This window comes from Bradyrhizobium sp. USDA 4449, from assembly GCF_054056275.1.
In genome coordinates, this window is record NZ_JBSRYD010000001.1 from 2,172,010 (window position 1) to 2,189,304 (window position 17,295).

Here is a 17,295-nt window from a genome sequence, read left to right on the forward strand (position 1 = left end):
CGAGGCGCCTTGGCGCCCGGAACGGTCCTCTGGTTCAGGAGCTCTAATCAGGCTTCCTGTCGTCCTCCCCCAATCTGAGGGACCAAGCCTCGCCTGCGGCCACTGTGATGGTACCGGTCGCCATGCCCGGCCCAGACAGCTGGTCGCGGCGGGAACGGCGCAGGTTCAATAGAGCTGGAGCGGCGACCACAAATCGCCTTCGGGACCGACCGTGACTTCCCAGGCATCGCCGGCCGCGAGCTCGATCGTCGTGTCGCGGTTCGAGCGGCCGTCGACCTTCAACGCGTATGAATATTTGCCCGGCGGCATGTTGAACAGCGGCGCCTCGGGGCGCTCCCTGCCGGCACGAGGCGGAAGCGTGACGGTGTGGTTGTCGAGCGTGAGCACGGCCTCCTTATCGCCGAGATTGGTGAACATCAGCGCCGCGCGGCCGGGCGTCGGCATCACATGCGCCATGGCGGCAGCCTCCTTGTTTCGCTGCACCAGATTGACCAGGGTGCTGCTCTCCTTGCGGTCCAGCTCCAGCGCCGCCGGTCCCAGCGGCGTGACGAAGGCGAGCCTGACGTGATCGCTGGCGATCACGGCGTCATCGTGCTGCTCCTGCCAGCCGAGCTTGCCGAGCTCGCTGCGGTAGAACGCGAGCACCTCGTCAAGTCCTGCGGGGATGCGGGCCGCGAGCTTGGTGCGCAGCGGAGTCGCGCTGCCGAGCATCTTTGTGGTGCCGATCTCGCGATAGCTGGTCCTCGTCGGCGCGGGTAACGCGGCATCGGGATCCGGCGCGAGCTCGGACGAGAACAGCGGCGGCAGATGCGGCATCCATCCGGTCGTGGTTGCCGCGGCGAGGCTGCACGCGAGCAGAGCGAGGCCGCACACGAACAGCCGCCATCGCGCCGGGACCTTGGTCCCGGGCCTGACCGTCATCATGGTTCTTCTCCAGGGATATCGCGCGTGTCGATCGCGCGATTGCAACGGCTGCGACACCGTAGGCAGCGGCCTTACAGTCCTAGTCGCGGCCCGAATAAGCGGGGTTCAAGGCATCAGGCTATCGCCGCGCGGAAACGCGTCCGCTCTCGACGTCAAAGACTTCGCCGCCTGCGCCGATCTCGGCAAACGCAGCCGGATCCGCGCCGGTCAGCCACACCTGCGCGCCGAGCTTGCGCAGCTCGTCGAACAGCGCGGCGCGCCTGTTGGGATCGAGATGGGCGACGACCTCGTCGAGCAAGAGCAGCGGCACGATGCCGGTCATCTCGGCAACCAGCGTCGCGTGCGCCAGCACCAGCCCGATCAGCAGCGCCTTCTGCTCGCCGGTTGAGGCGTCGCGCGCGGGCATGCTTTTCGGCGCGTAAATCACCTGAAGATCGGTGAGATGCGGGCCGTCGGTGGTGCGGCCGGCGATCGCATCGCGCGGGCGGTTGTCGCGCAGGATCTGGCGGTAGCGGTCCTCGACCGAGGTCGCAGTCTCGCTCAGCAGCGCATTCTCCATCCAGCCGTCGAGTGCGATTTGCGCGGAGGGAAAGACAGAGGCTTGCGCGCGCGAATTCAGCATGCCGGTGAGGCGCGCTGCGGTCTGGCCGCGTGTTGCTGCGACCGCGACGGCGAGCTCGGCGGTCTCGCGCTCGATCGCGTCACACCAATGGTCGTCGTAATTGCGCGTCTCGAGCAGGCGGTTGCGCGAGCGCAGCGAACGTTCCAGCGCGTTGATGCGGCTGGAGTGCTCGACGTCGATCGCGAGCACCAGGCGGTCGAAGAAGCGCCGCCGCTCGGACGCGGCGCCCATGAACAGGCCGTCCATCGCCGGCGTCAGCCACACCATGCGGATGTGGTCGCCGAAGGCGGAGGCGGAATTGACCGGTTCGCGGTCGATGCGGCAGCGCCGGCTCATCGCGGCATCTGCGCGCGGCGGCTCGAGGCCGGTGCCGAGCGTGGCCAGCCCCAGCGCGCCCTCGACCTGAGCCGACACGGCCCAGGAGCCATCGCCCTGGTTGTCGGCGACATCCTCCAGCGTGGCGCGCCGCAAGCCGCGTCCCGGCGACAGGAACGAGATCGCCTCGATGCAATTGGTCTTGCCTGCCCCATTCGGCCCGACCAGCGCCACCATGTCAGCCGCCGTCTCGAGCCCCGCCGCCCGATAATTGCGAAAATGCGTCAACGTCAGGCGATGGATGCGGGAGGGGGTCATGTTGGCTCGTCATTGCCGGGCTTTGCTTTTCTCCCCCCTTGTGGGGGAGGGTGGCGCCTCACGTAGTGAGGCGACGGGCGAGGGGTATCTTACCGCCCGGCAAGCTTTGCAGGAATGTCCTCCAACACGGAAGCGGGTTGCTGCAACACGTCGTTGTTCCAATAGCGGGCGATTGAGAAATCCTCACCGAAAAGTACGGCATGCCGAGCTGCGTTGCGATTCCGCATGCTGACTGCCGTCGAACTCGATCACGAGGCGCTCGTCGAAACAGACGAAATCAAGAACGTAATTCTCGATCGGAACTTGTCGGCGAAACTTGGAGGCGGATAGCCGACGATCCCCCGGCAGACGCCACATAGCTGCTTCCGCACCTGTCGGCTCGTGCCGCATGTTCTTCGCGAATTGGCGAAGATGCTTGGCGGTCGGCCGATGGTGTGGATCTGGCGAGGGACCACCCCCCCTCAGACCCGCATCGGCATCAGCACATACAATGCGCTCTTGTCGTCCTTGTCCTGCACCAGGGTCGGCGAGCCGGGGTCGGCGAGGCGGAGCACTGCGACGTCGCCTTCGATCTGGGCGGCGATGTCGAGGAGGTAACGGGAGTTGAAGCCGATATCGAGCGCGTCGGAGGCGTACTCGACCTCGATCTCTTCGGTGGCGCTGCCGGAATCCGGATTGGTCACCGACAGCACCAGCTTGCCTGGCGACAGCGACAATTTCACCGCGCGGCCGCGCTCGCTGGAGATGGTGGAGACGCGGTCGACCGCGTTCTCGAAATCCTTCTTGTCGACGACGAGCTCCTTGTCATTGCCCTGCGGGATGACGCGGCCGTAGTCGGGGAAGGTGCCGTCGATCAGCTTGGAGGTCAGCACCACATTGCCGATCGTGAAGCGGATCTTGGCCTGCGACAGCTCGATCGTCATTTCGGCTTCGGTGTCCTCGATCAGGCGCTGCACCTCGCCGACGGTCTTGCGCGGCACGATCACGCCGGGCATGCCTTCGGCGCCCTTGGGCTGCACCAGGTCGAGCTGGGCGAGGCGGTGGCCGTCGGTGGCGACGCCGCGCAGGGTCGCGGCCTTCGCCGTGCCGGCGGCATGCAGATAGATGCCGTTGAGGTAATAGCGCGTCTCCTCGGTGGAGATCGCGAACTGGGTGCGGTCGATCAGCCGCTTGACGTCCTTGGCGGCGAGGCTGAACGAGTGCGAGAGGTCGCCGGCGGCGAGATCGGGGAAATCATTCTCCGGCAGGGTCTGCAGCGTGAAGCGCGAGCGGCCGGCGCGGATCGCCAGCACCGCGCGGTCGCCGTCGGCCTCCAGCACGATCTGCGAGCCGTCAGGCAGCTTGCGCACGATGTCGTAGAACATGTGCGCCGGCACGGTGGTGGAGCCCGCGGTCGCGGTTTCCGCTGCAAGCGTCTCCGTCACCTCGAGGTCGAGGTCGGTCGCCTTCAGCGACAATTTCGCGTTCTCGGCGCGGACCAGCACGTTGCCCAGGATCGGAATCGTGTTGCGGCGCTCAACCACGCGGTGGACATGGCCCAGCGATTTCAGGAGTTGCGCGCGTTCGACCGTAACCTTCATTGCACTACTCGCCCGATCCCCAAAGATGAAAAAGCCGGGCGGAGGAGAGCGCGCCACGGCACCGAAGGCCCCAAAAGCTGGATCATCGCGGAGAGGATCGAAAAGCCGTCGGGGCCGCGTAAAGTGGCGCGGAAAGCCATCCGTTTCAAGGGATTGGGGGCTGGTTCCCCACGATTTACAGCCAAAAACACCACCGCCGCCCCGGCGTGGCCGGAGCGGCGGCAGATTGGCGGGAGCCTTAGGCGTTTATTCCTCGGCCGTTTATTCCTGCAGCTGGCGCTTGAGCAACTCGACCTCCTCGGACAGCGCGTTGTCCTTGGAAACCAGCGCCTCGATCTTGCGGACGGCGTGCAGCACGGTGGTGTGGTCGCGGCCACCGAAGCGGCGGCCGATCTCCGGCAGCGAGCGCAGGGTCAGCGTCTTGGCGAGGTACATCGCCACCTGGCGCGGCCGCACCACATTCGCGGTCCGGCGCGACGACAGCAAGTCGGAGCGGCTGACGTTATACTGCCGCGCCACCACGCGCTGGATGTCCTCGATCTTGATCCGCTTCGGCTCCGAGGGGCGGATCAGGTCGCGCACCTCGTGCTCGGCCATTTCCAGCGTCACCGGCCGGTTGTTGAGCTTCGAATGCGCCAAGAGGCGGTTGATCGCGCCTTCGAGGTCGCGGCCGTTATGCGTGATGGCGCGCGCCAGATAGGTCAGCACCTCCTCGGGCACTTCGAACGTCGCATGGTGAGTGCGGGCGGCTGCGACGCGCGACTGGAGAATGCCGTGGCGCAGCTCCTCGCCGAGCGAGCCCATCTCGACCACGAGGCCGCCGGCGAGGCGCGAGCGGACGCGATCGTCCAGGCTTTCGAGATCGGACGGCGGACGGTCGGCCGCGATCACGACCTGGCGCCCGGCATCGATCAGCGCATTCAGCGTGTGGCAGAACTCGGCCTGCGTGGACTTGCCCTGCAGGAACTGCAGGTCGTCGATCACGAGCACGTCGATGCCGCGCAGCGCTTCCTTGAAGGCCAGCGCCGTCTGCGTCTTCAGCGCAGCGACGAAGCCGTACATGAATTTTTCCGCAGTGAGATAGAGCACCTTGCGCTCGTTGCCGGAATTGCCGGCCCAGGTCACCGCCTGCAGCAGATGCGTCTTGCCGAGGCCGACGCCCGCATGAATGTAGAGCGGGTTGAACATCACGGGATCGCCGCGCCGACCTTCGGCGACCTGACGTGCGGCGGCATGCGCCAGCGTGTTGGAGCGGCCGACGACGAAGCTTGCAAAGGTCAGGCGCGGATCGAGCGGCGAGCCGCCGAGCGCATCGTGATTGGCGGACACCGGCGCGGTCGCGGTCGAACGCAGCTCCGGCGCAGGCGCGCGGCGCATCTCGACGGGGGCCGGCGCTTCCTTCGGCTGCACCACGGGGCGCACGGCGGAGCGAACGGTGAGATCGATGCGATGCACTTCCGGCATCTCGGCCTGCCAGCACGACAGCACGCGCTCGGCATAATGGGCCTGGATCCAGCTCTTCAGGAAGCGGGTGGGCACCGAGAGCCGCACGCTCTCATCCTGCACGCCCTCGAGATCCATGCGCGCAAACCAGCTCGTATAGACGTCTTCGCCAACGTTCGTGCGCAGGCGATTCTTCACGCGCGACCAGCGATCCTGTTCCGATGTCGTCATCATTTGAAAACTTTTCTTGAGAGATAAGGTTGCGTGGTGGACGCCACCCAGAGTTCCCAAGAGGACCTCTGCGGTGACGCGACCTCGAGCGAGTCCATCCTCAGGCATAGCTCAACGATCCGGCGGGAACGCCGTCGGTCAGATCAGCGATGTCAGGGATGGAGGGGTCGCGAGGTCAGCGCGTACTGTGCGCGCTCTCACAAATGGGGGGATGATCGCAGGACGGATTGGAAACGGCACCGTTGGACGATGATACTTCAGTCAACACCGCGTTGAGTCCGTAGGACATGATACCTCCCCGTCCTGCCGTGATTGCTCACGGCAAGGTCCTGCGTAAAAGAACTCCCGCGCCGTACTCCAGTCGCGGATGTCCTGCCCGTCTGCACACGTTGTCCGTTCGGCTTCGCCATCACGCGTGTCGGGGCAGCCCCAATGTGTCTCTTCTGCACAAGGCGCGAGCGGGATCACCAGGATCTCGCTTGGAGACATCAAGACAAAGAGCTACCGTTCCCATATTCCTATGGGTTTGATCCGACAATCGCTTGTTGAAGCGTCGCCTACGTGCACACCGCCGCCGATTTGCACGCTCGCCTCGTTTCTTAAACCGCGCTGGTCTCAAGATCGTGGGCGCCGCGAACGACTTAAGGAATACACTAAGCGGAAAGACTCGCAACGAAATTGATTCACACTTGAGGCGTCAAAAAACTTGACCAGCGTTAACGTCGCGCACGAGTTGTTCACAGGCTTGAGACCAAGTTTTTGGATTCGTGCACAGAATCGAAAATCGCACGCATCGTGTGACAACGACTCCCCTCACGCCAAAAAATTTTTACAAAATCGTCACGCACGCGCCGCGCGCGCGAATTTTCCAAATGCTTGTCGCTGCTATGTCGATAAGTGATTAGCGAGCCATCGTTTTTTGAGTCTCGTTTGGAAGGGTAACCCGAGCGCGAAAGCTGATCCGGTGAAACTACGGTGTGCAGAACCGCGCGCGCATGAATTCAACTTTGAGCCCGCCCTGCAGGGGTTTTTTGCACCGCGATGAGAAGTTTCCGGTGTTGCAAAAACAGCGACAGGTAAAATACGGATACCGCTCGGCGGAGACGAGAGGAGTCTTCGAGGGAATGACGTGTTGGCGAAAAGACAGAAGCCGTGAATTGTGACAGGCAACAAAAAGCCCGGCGCGAAGCCGGGCTGATTGCCGAATGCGATGTTCGCATCAACCGATCGAATGAAGCGATCGGCTTCGCGCGAACAACTTGCTTCGCGAATTTACTTCGCGAGCTTGGCGATCTGCGCCGTGAGGCGCGAGACTTTGCGGCTGGCGTTGTTCTTGTGAATGATGTTGCGCTGGGCAGCACGCATCAGCGCGGGCTCGGCACTGGCGAGCGCCTTGACGGCGGCGGCGCGATCGCCGGTCTTGATCGCTTCCTCGACGTTACGCACGGCGCCGCGCATCTGGGTGCGGCGCGACTTGTTGACAGCGGTGCGGCGGGCGATCTTGCGCGTCGCTTTCTTGGCGGAGGTGGTGTTGGCCATGGTCTCAATGTCCTTTGCGGGTACCGGTCGCGTCTTGGTCTGATAGCGCCGGCAGCTTGACCGCGGAATCGACGCTCGGATTTAGGGTGTTCGGTTGCTGGGCCGTCCCCGGAACATGAGCGATGGCTTTGCGGCCATCTCTGAGGCTCAAAAGAGCCTGCAACTGCTCAAAGAACAGCGGCGGCAGGATTGCGCCCACCGCCAGTTGGCGCCCTTATAGAGGGCGTCTTTGGCACCGTCAACGCTTTAGGGGCTGGAAAAGCAGGTCCGAGGGCGTGCCAAGGGCGGCCGTAACGCCCTGATGAGGTTGAATTTCTGCCGTCTCCCGGCTATTGGCTGACGGCATTTCCAAGGGCTCGTCCGGTCGGGCGGGCATATAGGGTGAGGCATGATCCGCGGCTTTTTCCGTCTGATTGGCTTGTTGCTGCTGGCCTGCGGGTTCTTCTTCGTGGTCTATGACGGCGCCCGCTGGGTGGCCGACCAGACCCTGCGCTTCACCCGGTTCGGCCAGTTCTGGAACGACATCAACCAGGCCAGCCAATCCGCCTTCCGGACCTGGGTCGAGGCCAAGGCGCCCTGGCTCTGGACCTCGGTGATCCGCCTGGTGCTCGACCAGCCGGTTTTCGCCGTTCTGGGCATTCTGGGCATCGTGTTGATGATCGTGTTCCGCCCGCGCAAGCCGCTGATCGGCTATTCCCGGGATTGATCTGCTCAATTCCCGCCGGGATTGATCTGCTCAATTCCCGCCGGGATTGATCTCTTCAATTCCCGCCGGGATTGATCTCGCGAATGGCGACCTAACAAGACTGCCGCTTCCTCCGTAGAGACCTATATTCCCACTCGATCGCGAGCGCGCCGCCTGAACACCTGGTTCAGGCGCGCGCCAGCTCGTTTCTCGGAGATCCCATCATGCTGTTCATGCGCAAGTCCACCACGTTGCCGAGCGCGGCCGACGCGCTGCCCGGCCGAACGCAGCCGATTCCGACTGCGAGCTTCCATTTCGTCAACGGCAGCAAGTTGCAGCCGCCTTACCCCGATGGCCTTGAGCAGGCCGTGTTCGGGCTCGGCTGCTTCTGGGGCGCCGAACGGAAATTCTGGGAGCTTGGCGAGGGGATCCATACCACTGCCGTCGGCTATGCCGGCGGTCATACGCCGAACCCGACCTATGAAGAGACCTGCTCGGGCCGCACCGGCCACACCGAAGTGGTGCTGGTCGTGTTCGATCCGAAGAAGATTTCCTACGAGAAGCTGCTGAAGACGTTCTGGGAGAACCACAACCCGACGCAGGGCATGCGCCAGGGCAACGACGTCGGCACGCAATACCGAAGTGCGATCTACACCTATTCCGGTGCACAGAAGAAGGCGGCTGACGAATCCAAGGCGCTCTATCAGAAAGCGCTCGCCGCAAAGGGCCTCGGCGCCATCACCACCGAGATCGCGCCCGCGGGTCCGTTCTATTTCGCCGAGGACTACCACCAGCAATATCTGGCGAAGAATCCCGCCGGCTATTGCGGCCTTGGCGGCACCGGCGTGTCGTGTCCCATCGGCGTGGGCGTGAGCGCGTAATTGCAAGTCGTCGAAGCGACGTCGTGCTTACCCTGCCCTGGAGGGGAGGGTGCGGCCGCGGTCTGCCCTTCAACCCTTTATTAACCATAACGGTGCATCACTGGAGCCGTCTCGTCGGTAGGGATGGTCCGGTGCCGGTTGCACGCGCGTTTCGATGGTCGATCTTGGCAGCGTCCGCCGCGCTGAACCTGGGCGGCTGCATGCAGACAACCGGCTCCGTCGCGTACATGCAGCCCCGTCCCGATCTCGACACCATGGCTTACGGCCAGCCCTACAGCGCGCCGCAGCCGGCCGTTGTTGCCAACAATGGCGGCGGCGCCATCGATGCGCTCGCCAACTCCTTTGCCGCGGGTCCCGCGCCGGTGCCGGTCGCTTATGCCGCGCCGATGGTCGCTGCACCCGTGCGCTACGACGCCTCCTATCATCTCGATGCCGGCGACAAGCTGCGCGTGGTGGTCTACGGCCAGGAAGGTCTCACCAACAGCTACGCCATCGATGCCGGCGGTTCCATCACCATGCCGCTGATCGGCGCGGTGCCGGCGCGTGGCCGCACCACGGCGGGGCTCGCCGGTGAAATCGCCGCGCGCCTGCGCAACGGCTATATCCGCGAGCCGTCGGTCGCCGTGGAGATCGAGTCCTATCGCCCGTTCTTCATTCTCGGCGAGGTCGCAGCGCCCGGCCAATATCCTTACGTGCCCAACATGACGGTCGAGAGCGCGGTCGCGATCGCCGGCGGCTTCTCGCCGCGCGCCAAGCGCGACGTGGTCACCGTGACTCACACCGAAGCCGGTGGCGCCATGCGCGCTGTCGTGCCGCTCGGCACGCCCGTCAGCCCCGGCGACACCGTGTTCGTGGGCGAGCGCTGGTTCTAGACGCTTTCCGCGCCTCGTTCAGCGTCTGAAATCAAGCCGGCCGTTCGGAAAGCAGCCGTCAATGCGCGTGGCATCGACCACGAGACCGATCCATGGCCTGACGATCGCGGGATTGGTCAGGTTGATGTATTTCCCGATCAGGCCATTGCCGCCGTCGCGCACGGCATCGATCAGTCCGTGGCGTCGGCCCTCGTCCCAATCGAAGCGCAGATAGATTCGTTCGCCGACGACACGGACCTCCGCGCGGCCCTGCTTCCATCTCTCCGGCTTATCGCCGGCAATGGTCGGATCGGCACCGCCGTTCCAGCGGCTCGCCCAGGTGCCCTCGAGCGGGTCGGACGGCGCCGGAAGGGATGCCCAATGCGCCGCATTGACGTCGTCGGCATCGCCGGCCAACGCAGCTGATACCGCGTAGTGCATGACTTCGGCGTCGCCGGGATCAGGCACGTCCATGGTGCCGAACGGGTTGCGGATGACGAGGTTGGTGTTGGGCTGCTGCATGACGATCTCCCGGCGTGAACTGGCCTGGTCAGCCAGCTCTATCGCCGCGCGCCGTGATGCAGCCACCCGATTTCCGCTCGCGGGATGACGCCTGTGGCGTCACTTCAAATGCTTGGCAAAGAACGCCATGCTGCGCGGCCAGGCGATGTCGGAACTCGCCTTGTCGTAGCTCGGCCGCTCGTCGCAATGGAAGCCATGCTGCGCGCCCGGATAGGTAAACACTTCGACGTCGGGCCGCTTCGTCTTGACGGTCTCGACGTCGGTGAGCGGGATGCCCTGATCCTTCTCGCCGAAATGCAGTTGCGTCGGCACCTTCGGGGTCTCATCCGCAAAGCGCACGACGGCGCCGCCGTAATAGCCGATCGCGGCCTTCAGGCCGTTCAGTCGCGTCGCCGCGACAAAGGCGATGCTGCCGCCGAGGCAGAAGCCGATGATGCCGACCGGGCCTGTGCTTTTCACTGCGTCGATCGCGGCCTGGGTGTCGCGCAGCATCGCCGCCCAGTCGGGATTGGCGACGAATTTGCGCGCTTCCGCGATCTCATCGGGCGTATAGCCGGACTGGAAGCCCGGCGACGTCCGGTCGAAGATCGACGGCGCGATCGCGACATAGCCTTCGCCGGCGAGGCGGTCGCAGACCGAGCGGATGTGGTGATTGACGCCGAAAATCTCCTGGATCACCACCACGGCACCCTTCGGGTGGCCTGCGGGATCGGCGCGATAGGCGCCAAGCTGGAAGTTGTCCGACGCCGTCAGTTTGATGTCTTGTCCCACGCGGGTTGTCCTTCTTTGTTGATCGTCCATGCAGGCGCTCGCGTTTGCCGCTCACTCCCACATCCAGTTGTCGCCGTAATCCTCTTTCCATCCTGCCAGCCGGCCGTGACGGAATTGCAGGAACAGGCGGTTGCGGGACGGCACCAGGCCGCTGCCGCCGAGCTCGCGAAGCGCCAGATAGATCTCGTTGCCGCGGCGTCCGCGGACATATTGCAGGGGCTGTCCGAGGGCGTGCGCGGTCTGGTCCGCGTCCATCCCGAACGCAAGCGGCGTGTTGTTCGACAGGGTCTCGACGAAGGGACGGCGCAGCGGCGCCGTGCCGAACGGTTCGGCCTGCACCGACGCTGCCACCGAGAGAAGCGCTGCGCCCGCAGCCAAGATTGTCCGCCTCATCGTCTTGATCCCCGTTCGCCGCCTACGCCGGCAAGTTCTTCAGGAAAGGCACCACGGCGTCAACAAAAGCCTCGGGCTGATCGATATTGACGGCGTGTCCGGCCGCGGGGATCACGACCTTTTGTGCGCCGGGGATCTTGGCTGCCATGTAATCCGACGCCGCCAGGAACGGCGTGTCGTCGGCGCCGACCACGATCAACGACGGCACCTTGATCTCGGGCAGCAACTCCATGACCTTGGCATCGCGCTGGGTCAGCATGCCGCGCGCGGCGAGCGCCAGTCCCTTGGCGTCGCGATGGCTGGCGGTGGCGCGCTCGCGCGTTGCCGCTTTCAGCACGGCGAGTCCTTCCTGGTCGAGCTTGTCGGCCGTGGCGAGCGCCCGCGCATTCCAGGCCTCGCGCGGCTCGTCCTTCTTGAAGCCGGGCCCAGTGTCGATGATCAGCAGCGCACGCGTGCGTGTCGGATGGGCGCGGTAGAACGCAAGCGACATGTAGCCGCCGAGCGACAGCCCGCCGATGATGGCGCTGGTGGCGCCGACAGCATCGAGGATCGCCGCGATGTCGCCGACGGTGAGTGCTTCGCTATAGGCTTTGGGATCATCGGGGTAGTCGGACTGTCCGTGGCCGCGCATGTCCCACAGGATAAGGCTGTGGTCGCGCGCGAGCGCCTCGATCTGGCCGTGCCACATCGCGGAGGTGGAGGAATAGCCGTGCGTGAGCAGCAGCGGCGGCCCCTCGCCGTGAACCTCGTAATAAATGCCGACGCCGTCGCGGTTGATCCTTGGCATGTCTCCACCCTTCCTGTTCTGGACAGTGTAGCCACAATCCCGCGGCGTGAGGCTACGAATGCGTCCGAATTAGCGATCGAACTCCGCGCGGCCGTTCAATATGCCGCGAAGAGCCACATTCGGACATTTGCATGTCAACGGGCGCCCCGAGCCGGCCATCCAGGCCCGATTCTCGAAAATCCCTTGCCCTTTCAAGACGGGTTTCGATGGGCTACGATAAGTCCTCGCGGCGATGGCGCCGCGCGGATGAGAACTCGCTCAAAATGCGCTGGTTTCGGGATAGTGCCAGACTGGGTTCATGGCTTGCGCTTTTCGCGCTTGCCGTGAACTTTGCGCTGTCCTTTGGGCATGTTCACGTGGGCAATGCGTCGGAGCGCAGTTCCATCGTGGGCGCTCTTACTCTCTCCGACAACGGTAAGGCCCAGGGGCATTCCAGCGACTCCCACCCCGACCATCTATGCCCGATTTGCGTGGCGACCGCTGCGCTGGCCAACGCTTTGGCCCCGACGCCGCCCGCAATCCTGCTGAAGTTTGACGAGACCGCTGTTGATCGCAGAGCGACGCCCATTCGCCTCGTCATTGCGCTCCATCGCTCGCCATTCCAGTCGCGCGGTCCTCCCGTTTCCTGACCCTCTTGCCCGCTATGCCGCTGCGTGCGGAGCCCCGCCACCACGAGTGGTCAAGCTCCTTTCCCTTTCGGGATGGCCGCACGGCATCTGTAGCAATTCAAGTGCAGATCTGGTCAGGCCGTCATGGGTCTTCAGTTTACGTCGAAGCGCCGAAAAGCGCTGGTCTCTGTATCATCATTGAGCTTGCTCGCCCTTGCTGGCACGGCAGCGCCGGCACAAGACAGGGCGCCTCAACCAGCCGCCACAGCGGAGCCGCAACCGTCGAACGCAATCCCTGCGCCCGCCGCTACCCCTGCGCCGCAGGAGACGCCGCAGCAGAGTGCCACCCCTCCGCCGGCTGCACCTGAGCAGGCGGAAACCGGCAAGCCTTTGCCGGAGGTGCGCGTCGCCGCCCCGGTCGAACGGCGCCGGGCGCCCAAGCCGCCGACTCCGCAGGTTGTCGTCAGGAGCCAGCCGCCGGCGCCGACGCAGGCTCAGGTCGTCACCGAGCAGAACCAGCATTTCGATGCAGCTCGCCAGACCATTGTGGCGCCGACCGGTACGAGCCCCTATCAGATGACGCAGCAGGCCATTGAGGCCCTGCCGCAAGGCGAGAATACCTCGCTCGATCGCGTGTTGCTGCAGGCACCCGGCGTCAGTCAGGACTCCGCGGCCGGCGGCGATCTGCATGTCCGCAACGAGCACGCCAATGTTCAATATCGAATCAATGGCATCATGCTGCCCGACGGCGTCGGTGCATTCGGCCAGATTCTCGACACCGGGATTGTCGGCAATCTCGCACTGATCACCGGCGCGCTGCCGGCACAATACGGCCTGCGCACCGCAGGCGTGGTCGACATCCAGACCAAGTCGAGCGCCTTCGACAACACCGGCAAGGTCGGCATTTATGGCGGCAGCCACGAGACCATCACGCCCTATGCCGAATGGGGTGGTACGGTCGGCAACACCCGATATTTCGTCTCCGGGCGCTACTTCGGCAGCAATCTCGGCCTGGAAAATCCGACCCCCTCCAACAACGCGATCCACGATCATACCGACCAGGGCAAGGGGTTTGCCTACCTCTCCACTGTCGTCGATCCCACCACTCGGATCGTCTACATGGGCGGTGTCTCCAACAGTCGCTTCCAGATTCCCAATAATCCCAGCCAGACGCCTCAGTACACGGCCTTTGGCGTGTCCGACTTCAATTCCGCCAATCTCAACGAGAACCAGCGCGAGTTCAATTCATTCAACGTGCTGGCGCTGCAATACTCCAGCAACGGGCTGGATCTGCAGACATCCTATTTCAACCGCTACAGCAGCGTCCATTTCGTGCCGGATGTCATCGGCGATCTCGTCTTCAATGGCGTGGCGTCGGATGTCTACCGTAGCAGCCTCACCCACGGCGTTCAGACCGATGCGGCTTACCGCGTCTCGGACGCTCATACATTGCACGCAGGCTTCACGGTCAGCGCCGAGAATGCGTTCGTGGGCAACGGGTCGGTTCTGCTCCCCCTCGACGTGACCGGGGCGCCGTTCGATGCTCCCTTCAACGTGCTCGATCAAAGCAGCAAGACCGGTTTTCTCTTCGGAACCTACATTGGCGACGAATGGAAGGTGACGAACCGGATCACTCTGAACTACGGGCTGCGGTTCGATCAGATGATGCAGTACACGGATGCGAACCAGCTCAGCCCGCGCATCAGCATGAGCTATACCCCGTGGGACGGCACGGTGTTCCACGCCGGCTATGCCAGGTATTTCACGCCGCCACAGCTCGTGCTGGCGGCACCGACCAACCTCGGCCTGGTGCAAAACACCACGCAGCAGCCGGAGGTGAACCTCGCCGATCCGGTTCGCCCCGAGCGTTCGCATTATTTCGACGTCGGCGTCACGCAGAAGCTCTTGCCGGGTCTCGAAGTCGGCGTGGACGGCTACTACAAGATGGCGAGGGACCTGCTGGATGATGGGCAGTTCGGCGCCGCCTACGTGCTGACCGCGTTCAACTACGAAAAGGGCGACAATTACGGTGTCGAGCTTTCGGCGAAATACAGCGACACGCATTTCCGCGCCTATGCCAACATCGCTTATGCGCGACAAACTGCGACCAACGTCGTGTCGAACCAGTTCTTGTTCGGTGCCGACGAGCTTGCCTATATCGCCAGTCACTACGTCTACACCGATCACTCCCAGTGGGTCTCGGGGTCGGCGGGCGCATCGTACAAGTGGGACAATGGCACTCGTCTTTCGATGGACGTGCTCTACGGCAGTGGCCTACGCAGCGGTTTCGCCAACACCTCGTCGCTTCCATGGTATTCGCAGGTGAATCTCGGCGTCTCGCACGAATTCAAATGGTTCGACGACAAGAAGCCGACGACGTTGCGCTTCGACGTCGTCAACCTGTTCGACACGGTTTACGAAATCCGGGACGGATCCGGCATCGGCGTGTTCGCCCCGCAATTCGGGCCGCGCCGCGGCTTCTTCTTCGGCATGTCCCAGAAGCTTTGAGCGAAGCGATGCGAAACTACGATAGAGACGAGAACCAGATGCGTCACACCGATCGCAAATCACGGACCGCAGCCCACGGCCTGGCACGGCTGCTCGCGCCTGCAAGTGCCCTCGTCGCGTTGCTGGCGACGTCCACCGCTGCGCTGGCCCAGAGTGACGCCCCAAATCCGCTGTTGCCGCGAAATTTGTCGCCATGGGGCATGTTTGTGAATGCCGACATTGTCGTGAAGGCGGTGATGATCGGGCTCGCCTTTGCCTCGCTCGTGACCTGGACGATTTGGCTCGCCAAGACCATCGAGCTGCGCTTGGCAGCCAGCCGCGTGCGGCGACGGCTGAAGATGCTGGAAAGCGGCCCGCAATTGTCGGAGGCGCTTCGGGACTGCGAGGGCGCACGGGATGCCGTGGCGCAGCTCGTGCTTTCCACGGCGCGCGAGGCCGAACTTTCCGGCTTCATCGTCGATGACGGGCTCAAGGAGCGTGTCGCCTTGCGATTGGAGCGCGTCGAGGCGGCAATGACCCGGCAAGTGTCGCATGGCGTCGGCATCCTGGGGACCATTGGCGCCACGGCGCCCTTCGTCGGCCTGTTCGGCACTGTATGGGGCATCATGAACTCCTTCATCGGCATTTCCGAGGCCCATACCACCAATCTCGCCGTGGTCGCGCCCGGCATTGCCGAGGCGCTGCTGACCACGGCGGTCGGCCTGGTCGCGGCGATCCCCGCGGTCGTCATCTACAACCATCTTGCGCGGGTGATCAGCGGCTACAAGGTATTGCTCGGCGATGCCTCGGCGCAGCTTCTTCTCATGATCAGCCGCAGTGCGAATGCCCCGGCGTCGATGCGGTTCCGGGCGGCGGAGTAGGCCATGGCCATTCGACTCGGTTCCAAGGGCAGCGAAGATCTCGAGATCCAGCACGAGATCAACGTCACGCCGTTCATCGACGTCATCCTGGTGCTGCTCATCATCTTCATGGTGGCTGCGCCGCTCGCAACCGTCGACATCGGCGTCAATCTGCCGGCCAGCACCGCTCCCGAGCAGCCGCGCCCGGACAAGCCGGTGTTCGTAACCATCAAGTCGGATGGGACGATCGCCGTCGGCGACGTCACCGCATCGCGCGATGAGCTCGCGACCACGCTCGACACGGCGACCGGCGCGCACAAGGATGAGACGATCTTCATCCGCGGCGACAAGGCGCTCAGTTACGGCGAACTGATGGGGATCATGAACGTTCTGCGCGACGCCGGCTATCTCAAGCTGGCGCTGGTCGGACTGGAGACGCCGGCGCAGAAACCATGAACGCATTCGCACTACACTTGCCGGACAAGCGGGGAATTTCGCGCTGGACCCTGGCGGCGTGCATCGTTGTGGCTGCGCATGTGGCGATCCTTGCCTCGATCGCGCTGTGGTACGCGCGTCGGCCGGCCCCGCCTACGATCATTCCGGCCATCGCCGTCTCGCTTGCGCCGATGGAGGCCTCTTCGCCCCAGGTTCAGACGCAGGATCTGGCGGTCGGACCGGCCATGCAGCAGGCCGAGGAAGCGCCAAGGCAGCCGCCCAAGCCCGAGGAGCAGAAGATCGAGCAGGAGGTGCCACCGCCGCCGCAACAACAAGCTGACGTGACGCTGCCGAAATCCGAGCCCAAGCGGGTCGAGGAGCCCAAGCCGGAAGCGCCGCCGCCCGCCCCGGAAACCCGCGCGCCGCCGAACAGCGAGCGGGTCGGCCAGTTTACGCAAGCCGCTTCGAACCGCTTTGATGCTCTCGTTGCCGGTCATCTGGAACGCTTCAAACGCTATCCCGCTGCGGCACGCGGTGAGGTGGGCACGGTCGTTGTTCGCTTCGTGCTGAACCGCAAGGGTGACGTGACGCGAAGCGAGGTGACGAAATCGTCGGGCCACAAAGTGCTCGACCAGGAGGCCCTCGCGATCCTCCGTCGAGCCAGTCCTTTCCCAGCCTTTCCGTCCGAAAAGCCGGGCGACCTCGAGACTTACAACGTCCCGATCAGCTTCCATCACTGAGCTGTTCTGCGGGGCTGGCTGGCCAATATGCTCGCGCTCCGACGCGATGTCAGAACCAATGGCATTCAGTCACCGCCGTAGTAGCTTCGCTGGAGCCGGTAACGACCGCCCCTTGAGATGTATACTTGCCGCAGGCAATTGCTGGTCCTGCAAACCCGCGCTTCATCGCACTGCAGATATTCGAAGTGCAGCTTTATGATCCGTGAATTGTCCAAGAACGTCGCAAAATAGTGGGCGGCGCGCGTCTCATTCCCGCACATGCGCGTGACGGCGGTTCGAATCTCGGGCGGCAAACGATCGATA

17 protein-coding genes and 1 pseudogene are annotated in these 17,295 nt (G+C 64.0%); 8 read left to right on the plus strand and 10 right to left on the minus strand.

Annotated elements, in window-relative coordinates:
• Positions 1 to 165: 165 nt before the first annotated feature.
• The 6 genes and pseudogenes from ACVIIW_RS10335 to rpsT all read right to left on the minus strand — a co-directional run bounded on the left by ACVIIW_RS10335 (position 166) and on the right by rpsT (position 6,972).
• Positions 166 to 924 carry a hypothetical protein gene (locus tag ACVIIW_RS10335; protein WP_456700641.1) on the minus strand — a complete coding sequence of 253 codons (759 nt, stop codon included), beginning with the start codon at positions 922 to 924 and terminating at the stop codon, positions 166 to 168.
• Between the two features lie 118 nt (positions 925 to 1,042).
• Entirely contained in the window at positions 1,043 to 2,179 is a 1,137-nt protein-coding gene (recF, locus tag ACVIIW_RS10340; RefSeq protein ID WP_456700642.1) for a DNA replication/repair protein RecF, read from the minus strand.
• A gap of 89 nt (positions 2,180 to 2,268) precedes the next feature.
• Positions 2,269 to 2,644, minus strand: a pseudogene (locus tag ACVIIW_RS10345) (endonuclease domain-containing protein).
• Positions 2,641 to 3,759: a DNA polymerase III subunit beta gene (dnaN, locus tag ACVIIW_RS10350; RefSeq protein WP_456700643.1), complete on the minus strand. Its 1,119-nt coding sequence runs from the start codon at positions 3,757 to 3,759 to the stop codon at positions 2,641 to 2,643. The pseudogene ACVIIW_RS10345 and the gene dnaN overlap by 4 nt, the downstream one beginning before the upstream one ends.
• Positions 3,760 to 4,020: 261 nt before the next feature.
• Positions 4,021 to 5,433 (minus strand): chromosomal replication initiator protein DnaA, encoded by a 1,413-nt coding sequence (gene dnaA / locus ACVIIW_RS10355; RefSeq protein ID WP_456705125.1) that lies wholly within the window; start codon positions 5,431 to 5,433, stop codon positions 4,021 to 4,023.
• A 1,272-nt stretch (positions 5,434 to 6,705) separates the two neighbouring features.
• Positions 6,706 to 6,972 (minus strand): 30S ribosomal protein S20, encoded by a 267-nt coding sequence (rpsT, locus tag ACVIIW_RS10360; protein WP_084808323.1) that lies wholly within the window; start codon positions 6,970 to 6,972, stop codon positions 6,706 to 6,708.
• A 388-nt stretch (positions 6,973 to 7,360) separates the two neighbouring features.
• Between rpsT and ACVIIW_RS10365 the strand changes: the two genes are divergently transcribed.
• The 3 genes from ACVIIW_RS10365 to ACVIIW_RS10375 all read left to right on the plus strand — a co-directional run bounded on the left by ACVIIW_RS10365 (position 7,361) and on the right by ACVIIW_RS10375 (position 9,410).
• The gene (locus ACVIIW_RS10365) at positions 7,361 to 7,678 is read left to right on the plus strand and encodes a hypothetical protein (RefSeq protein WP_092231981.1); all 318 of its coding nucleotides are present in this window, start codon (positions 7,361 to 7,363) and stop codon (positions 7,676 to 7,678) included.
• 203 nt (positions 7,679 to 7,881) lie between these two features.
• Positions 7,882 to 8,538 (plus strand): peptide-methionine (S)-S-oxide reductase MsrA, encoded by a 657-nt coding sequence (gene msrA / locus ACVIIW_RS10370; protein ID WP_456700644.1) that lies wholly within the window; start codon positions 7,882 to 7,884, stop codon positions 8,536 to 8,538.
• A gap of 131 nt (positions 8,539 to 8,669) precedes the next feature.
• The gene (locus tag ACVIIW_RS10375) at positions 8,670 to 9,410 is read left to right on the plus strand and encodes a polysaccharide biosynthesis/export family protein (protein ID WP_456700645.1); all 741 of its coding nucleotides are present in this window, start codon (positions 8,670 to 8,672) and stop codon (positions 9,408 to 9,410) included.
• 18 nt (positions 9,411 to 9,428) lie between these two features.
• Here the strand turns inward: ACVIIW_RS10375 and ACVIIW_RS10380 are convergent, their stop codons facing one another.
• The 4 genes from ACVIIW_RS10380 to ACVIIW_RS10395 form a co-directional block, all read right to left on the minus strand.
• A complete protein-coding gene (locus ACVIIW_RS10380; RefSeq protein WP_456700646.1) occupies positions 9,429 to 9,911 on the minus strand; it encodes a hypothetical protein in 483 nt (160 codons plus the stop codon).
• 99 nt (positions 9,912 to 10,010) lie between these two features.
• Positions 10,011 to 10,682: a dienelactone hydrolase family protein gene (locus ACVIIW_RS10385; RefSeq protein WP_456700647.1), complete on the minus strand. Its 672-nt coding sequence runs from the start codon at positions 10,680 to 10,682 to the stop codon at positions 10,011 to 10,013.
• A gap of 51 nt (positions 10,683 to 10,733) precedes the next feature.
• Entirely contained in the window at positions 10,734 to 11,075 is a 342-nt protein-coding gene (locus ACVIIW_RS10390; RefSeq protein WP_456700648.1) for a hypothetical protein, read from the minus strand.
• Between the two features lie 22 nt (positions 11,076 to 11,097).
• Positions 11,098 to 11,862 carry an alpha/beta fold hydrolase gene (locus ACVIIW_RS10395; RefSeq protein WP_456700649.1) on the minus strand — a complete coding sequence of 255 codons (765 nt, stop codon included), beginning with the start codon at positions 11,860 to 11,862 and terminating at the stop codon, positions 11,098 to 11,100.
• Between the two features lie 206 nt (positions 11,863 to 12,068).
• Between ACVIIW_RS10395 and ACVIIW_RS10400 the strand changes: the two genes are divergently transcribed.
• The 5 genes from ACVIIW_RS10400 to ACVIIW_RS10420 all read left to right on the plus strand — a co-directional run bounded on the left by ACVIIW_RS10400 (position 12,069) and on the right by ACVIIW_RS10420 (position 16,992).
• On the plus strand, positions 12,069 to 12,491 hold the full coding sequence (locus ACVIIW_RS10400; protein WP_456700650.1) for a DUF2946 domain-containing protein: 423 nt from the start codon (positions 12,069 to 12,071) through the stop codon (positions 12,489 to 12,491).
• 378 nt (positions 12,492 to 12,869) lie between these two features.
• The gene (locus ACVIIW_RS10405; protein ID WP_456705126.1) at positions 12,870 to 14,978 is read left to right on the plus strand and encodes a TonB-dependent receptor; all 2,109 of its coding nucleotides are present in this window, start codon (positions 12,870 to 12,872) and stop codon (positions 14,976 to 14,978) included.
• Between the two features lie 38 nt (positions 14,979 to 15,016).
• Entirely contained in the window at positions 15,017 to 15,838 is an 822-nt protein-coding gene (gene exbB / locus ACVIIW_RS10410) for a tonB-system energizer ExbB (RefSeq protein ID WP_456700651.1), read from the plus strand.
• Between the two features lie 3 nt (positions 15,839 to 15,841).
• Positions 15,842 to 16,273: a TonB system transport protein ExbD gene (exbD, locus tag ACVIIW_RS10415; protein ID WP_456700652.1), complete on the plus strand. Its 432-nt coding sequence runs from the start codon at positions 15,842 to 15,844 to the stop codon at positions 16,271 to 16,273.
• Positions 16,270 to 16,992 carry an energy transducer TonB family protein gene (locus tag ACVIIW_RS10420; RefSeq protein ID WP_456700653.1) on the plus strand — a complete coding sequence of 241 codons (723 nt, stop codon included), beginning with the start codon at positions 16,270 to 16,272 and terminating at the stop codon, positions 16,990 to 16,992. Before exbD ends, ACVIIW_RS10420 begins: the two co-directional genes overlap by 4 nt.
• The last annotated feature ends 303 nt before the right edge of the window (positions 16,993 to 17,295 follow it).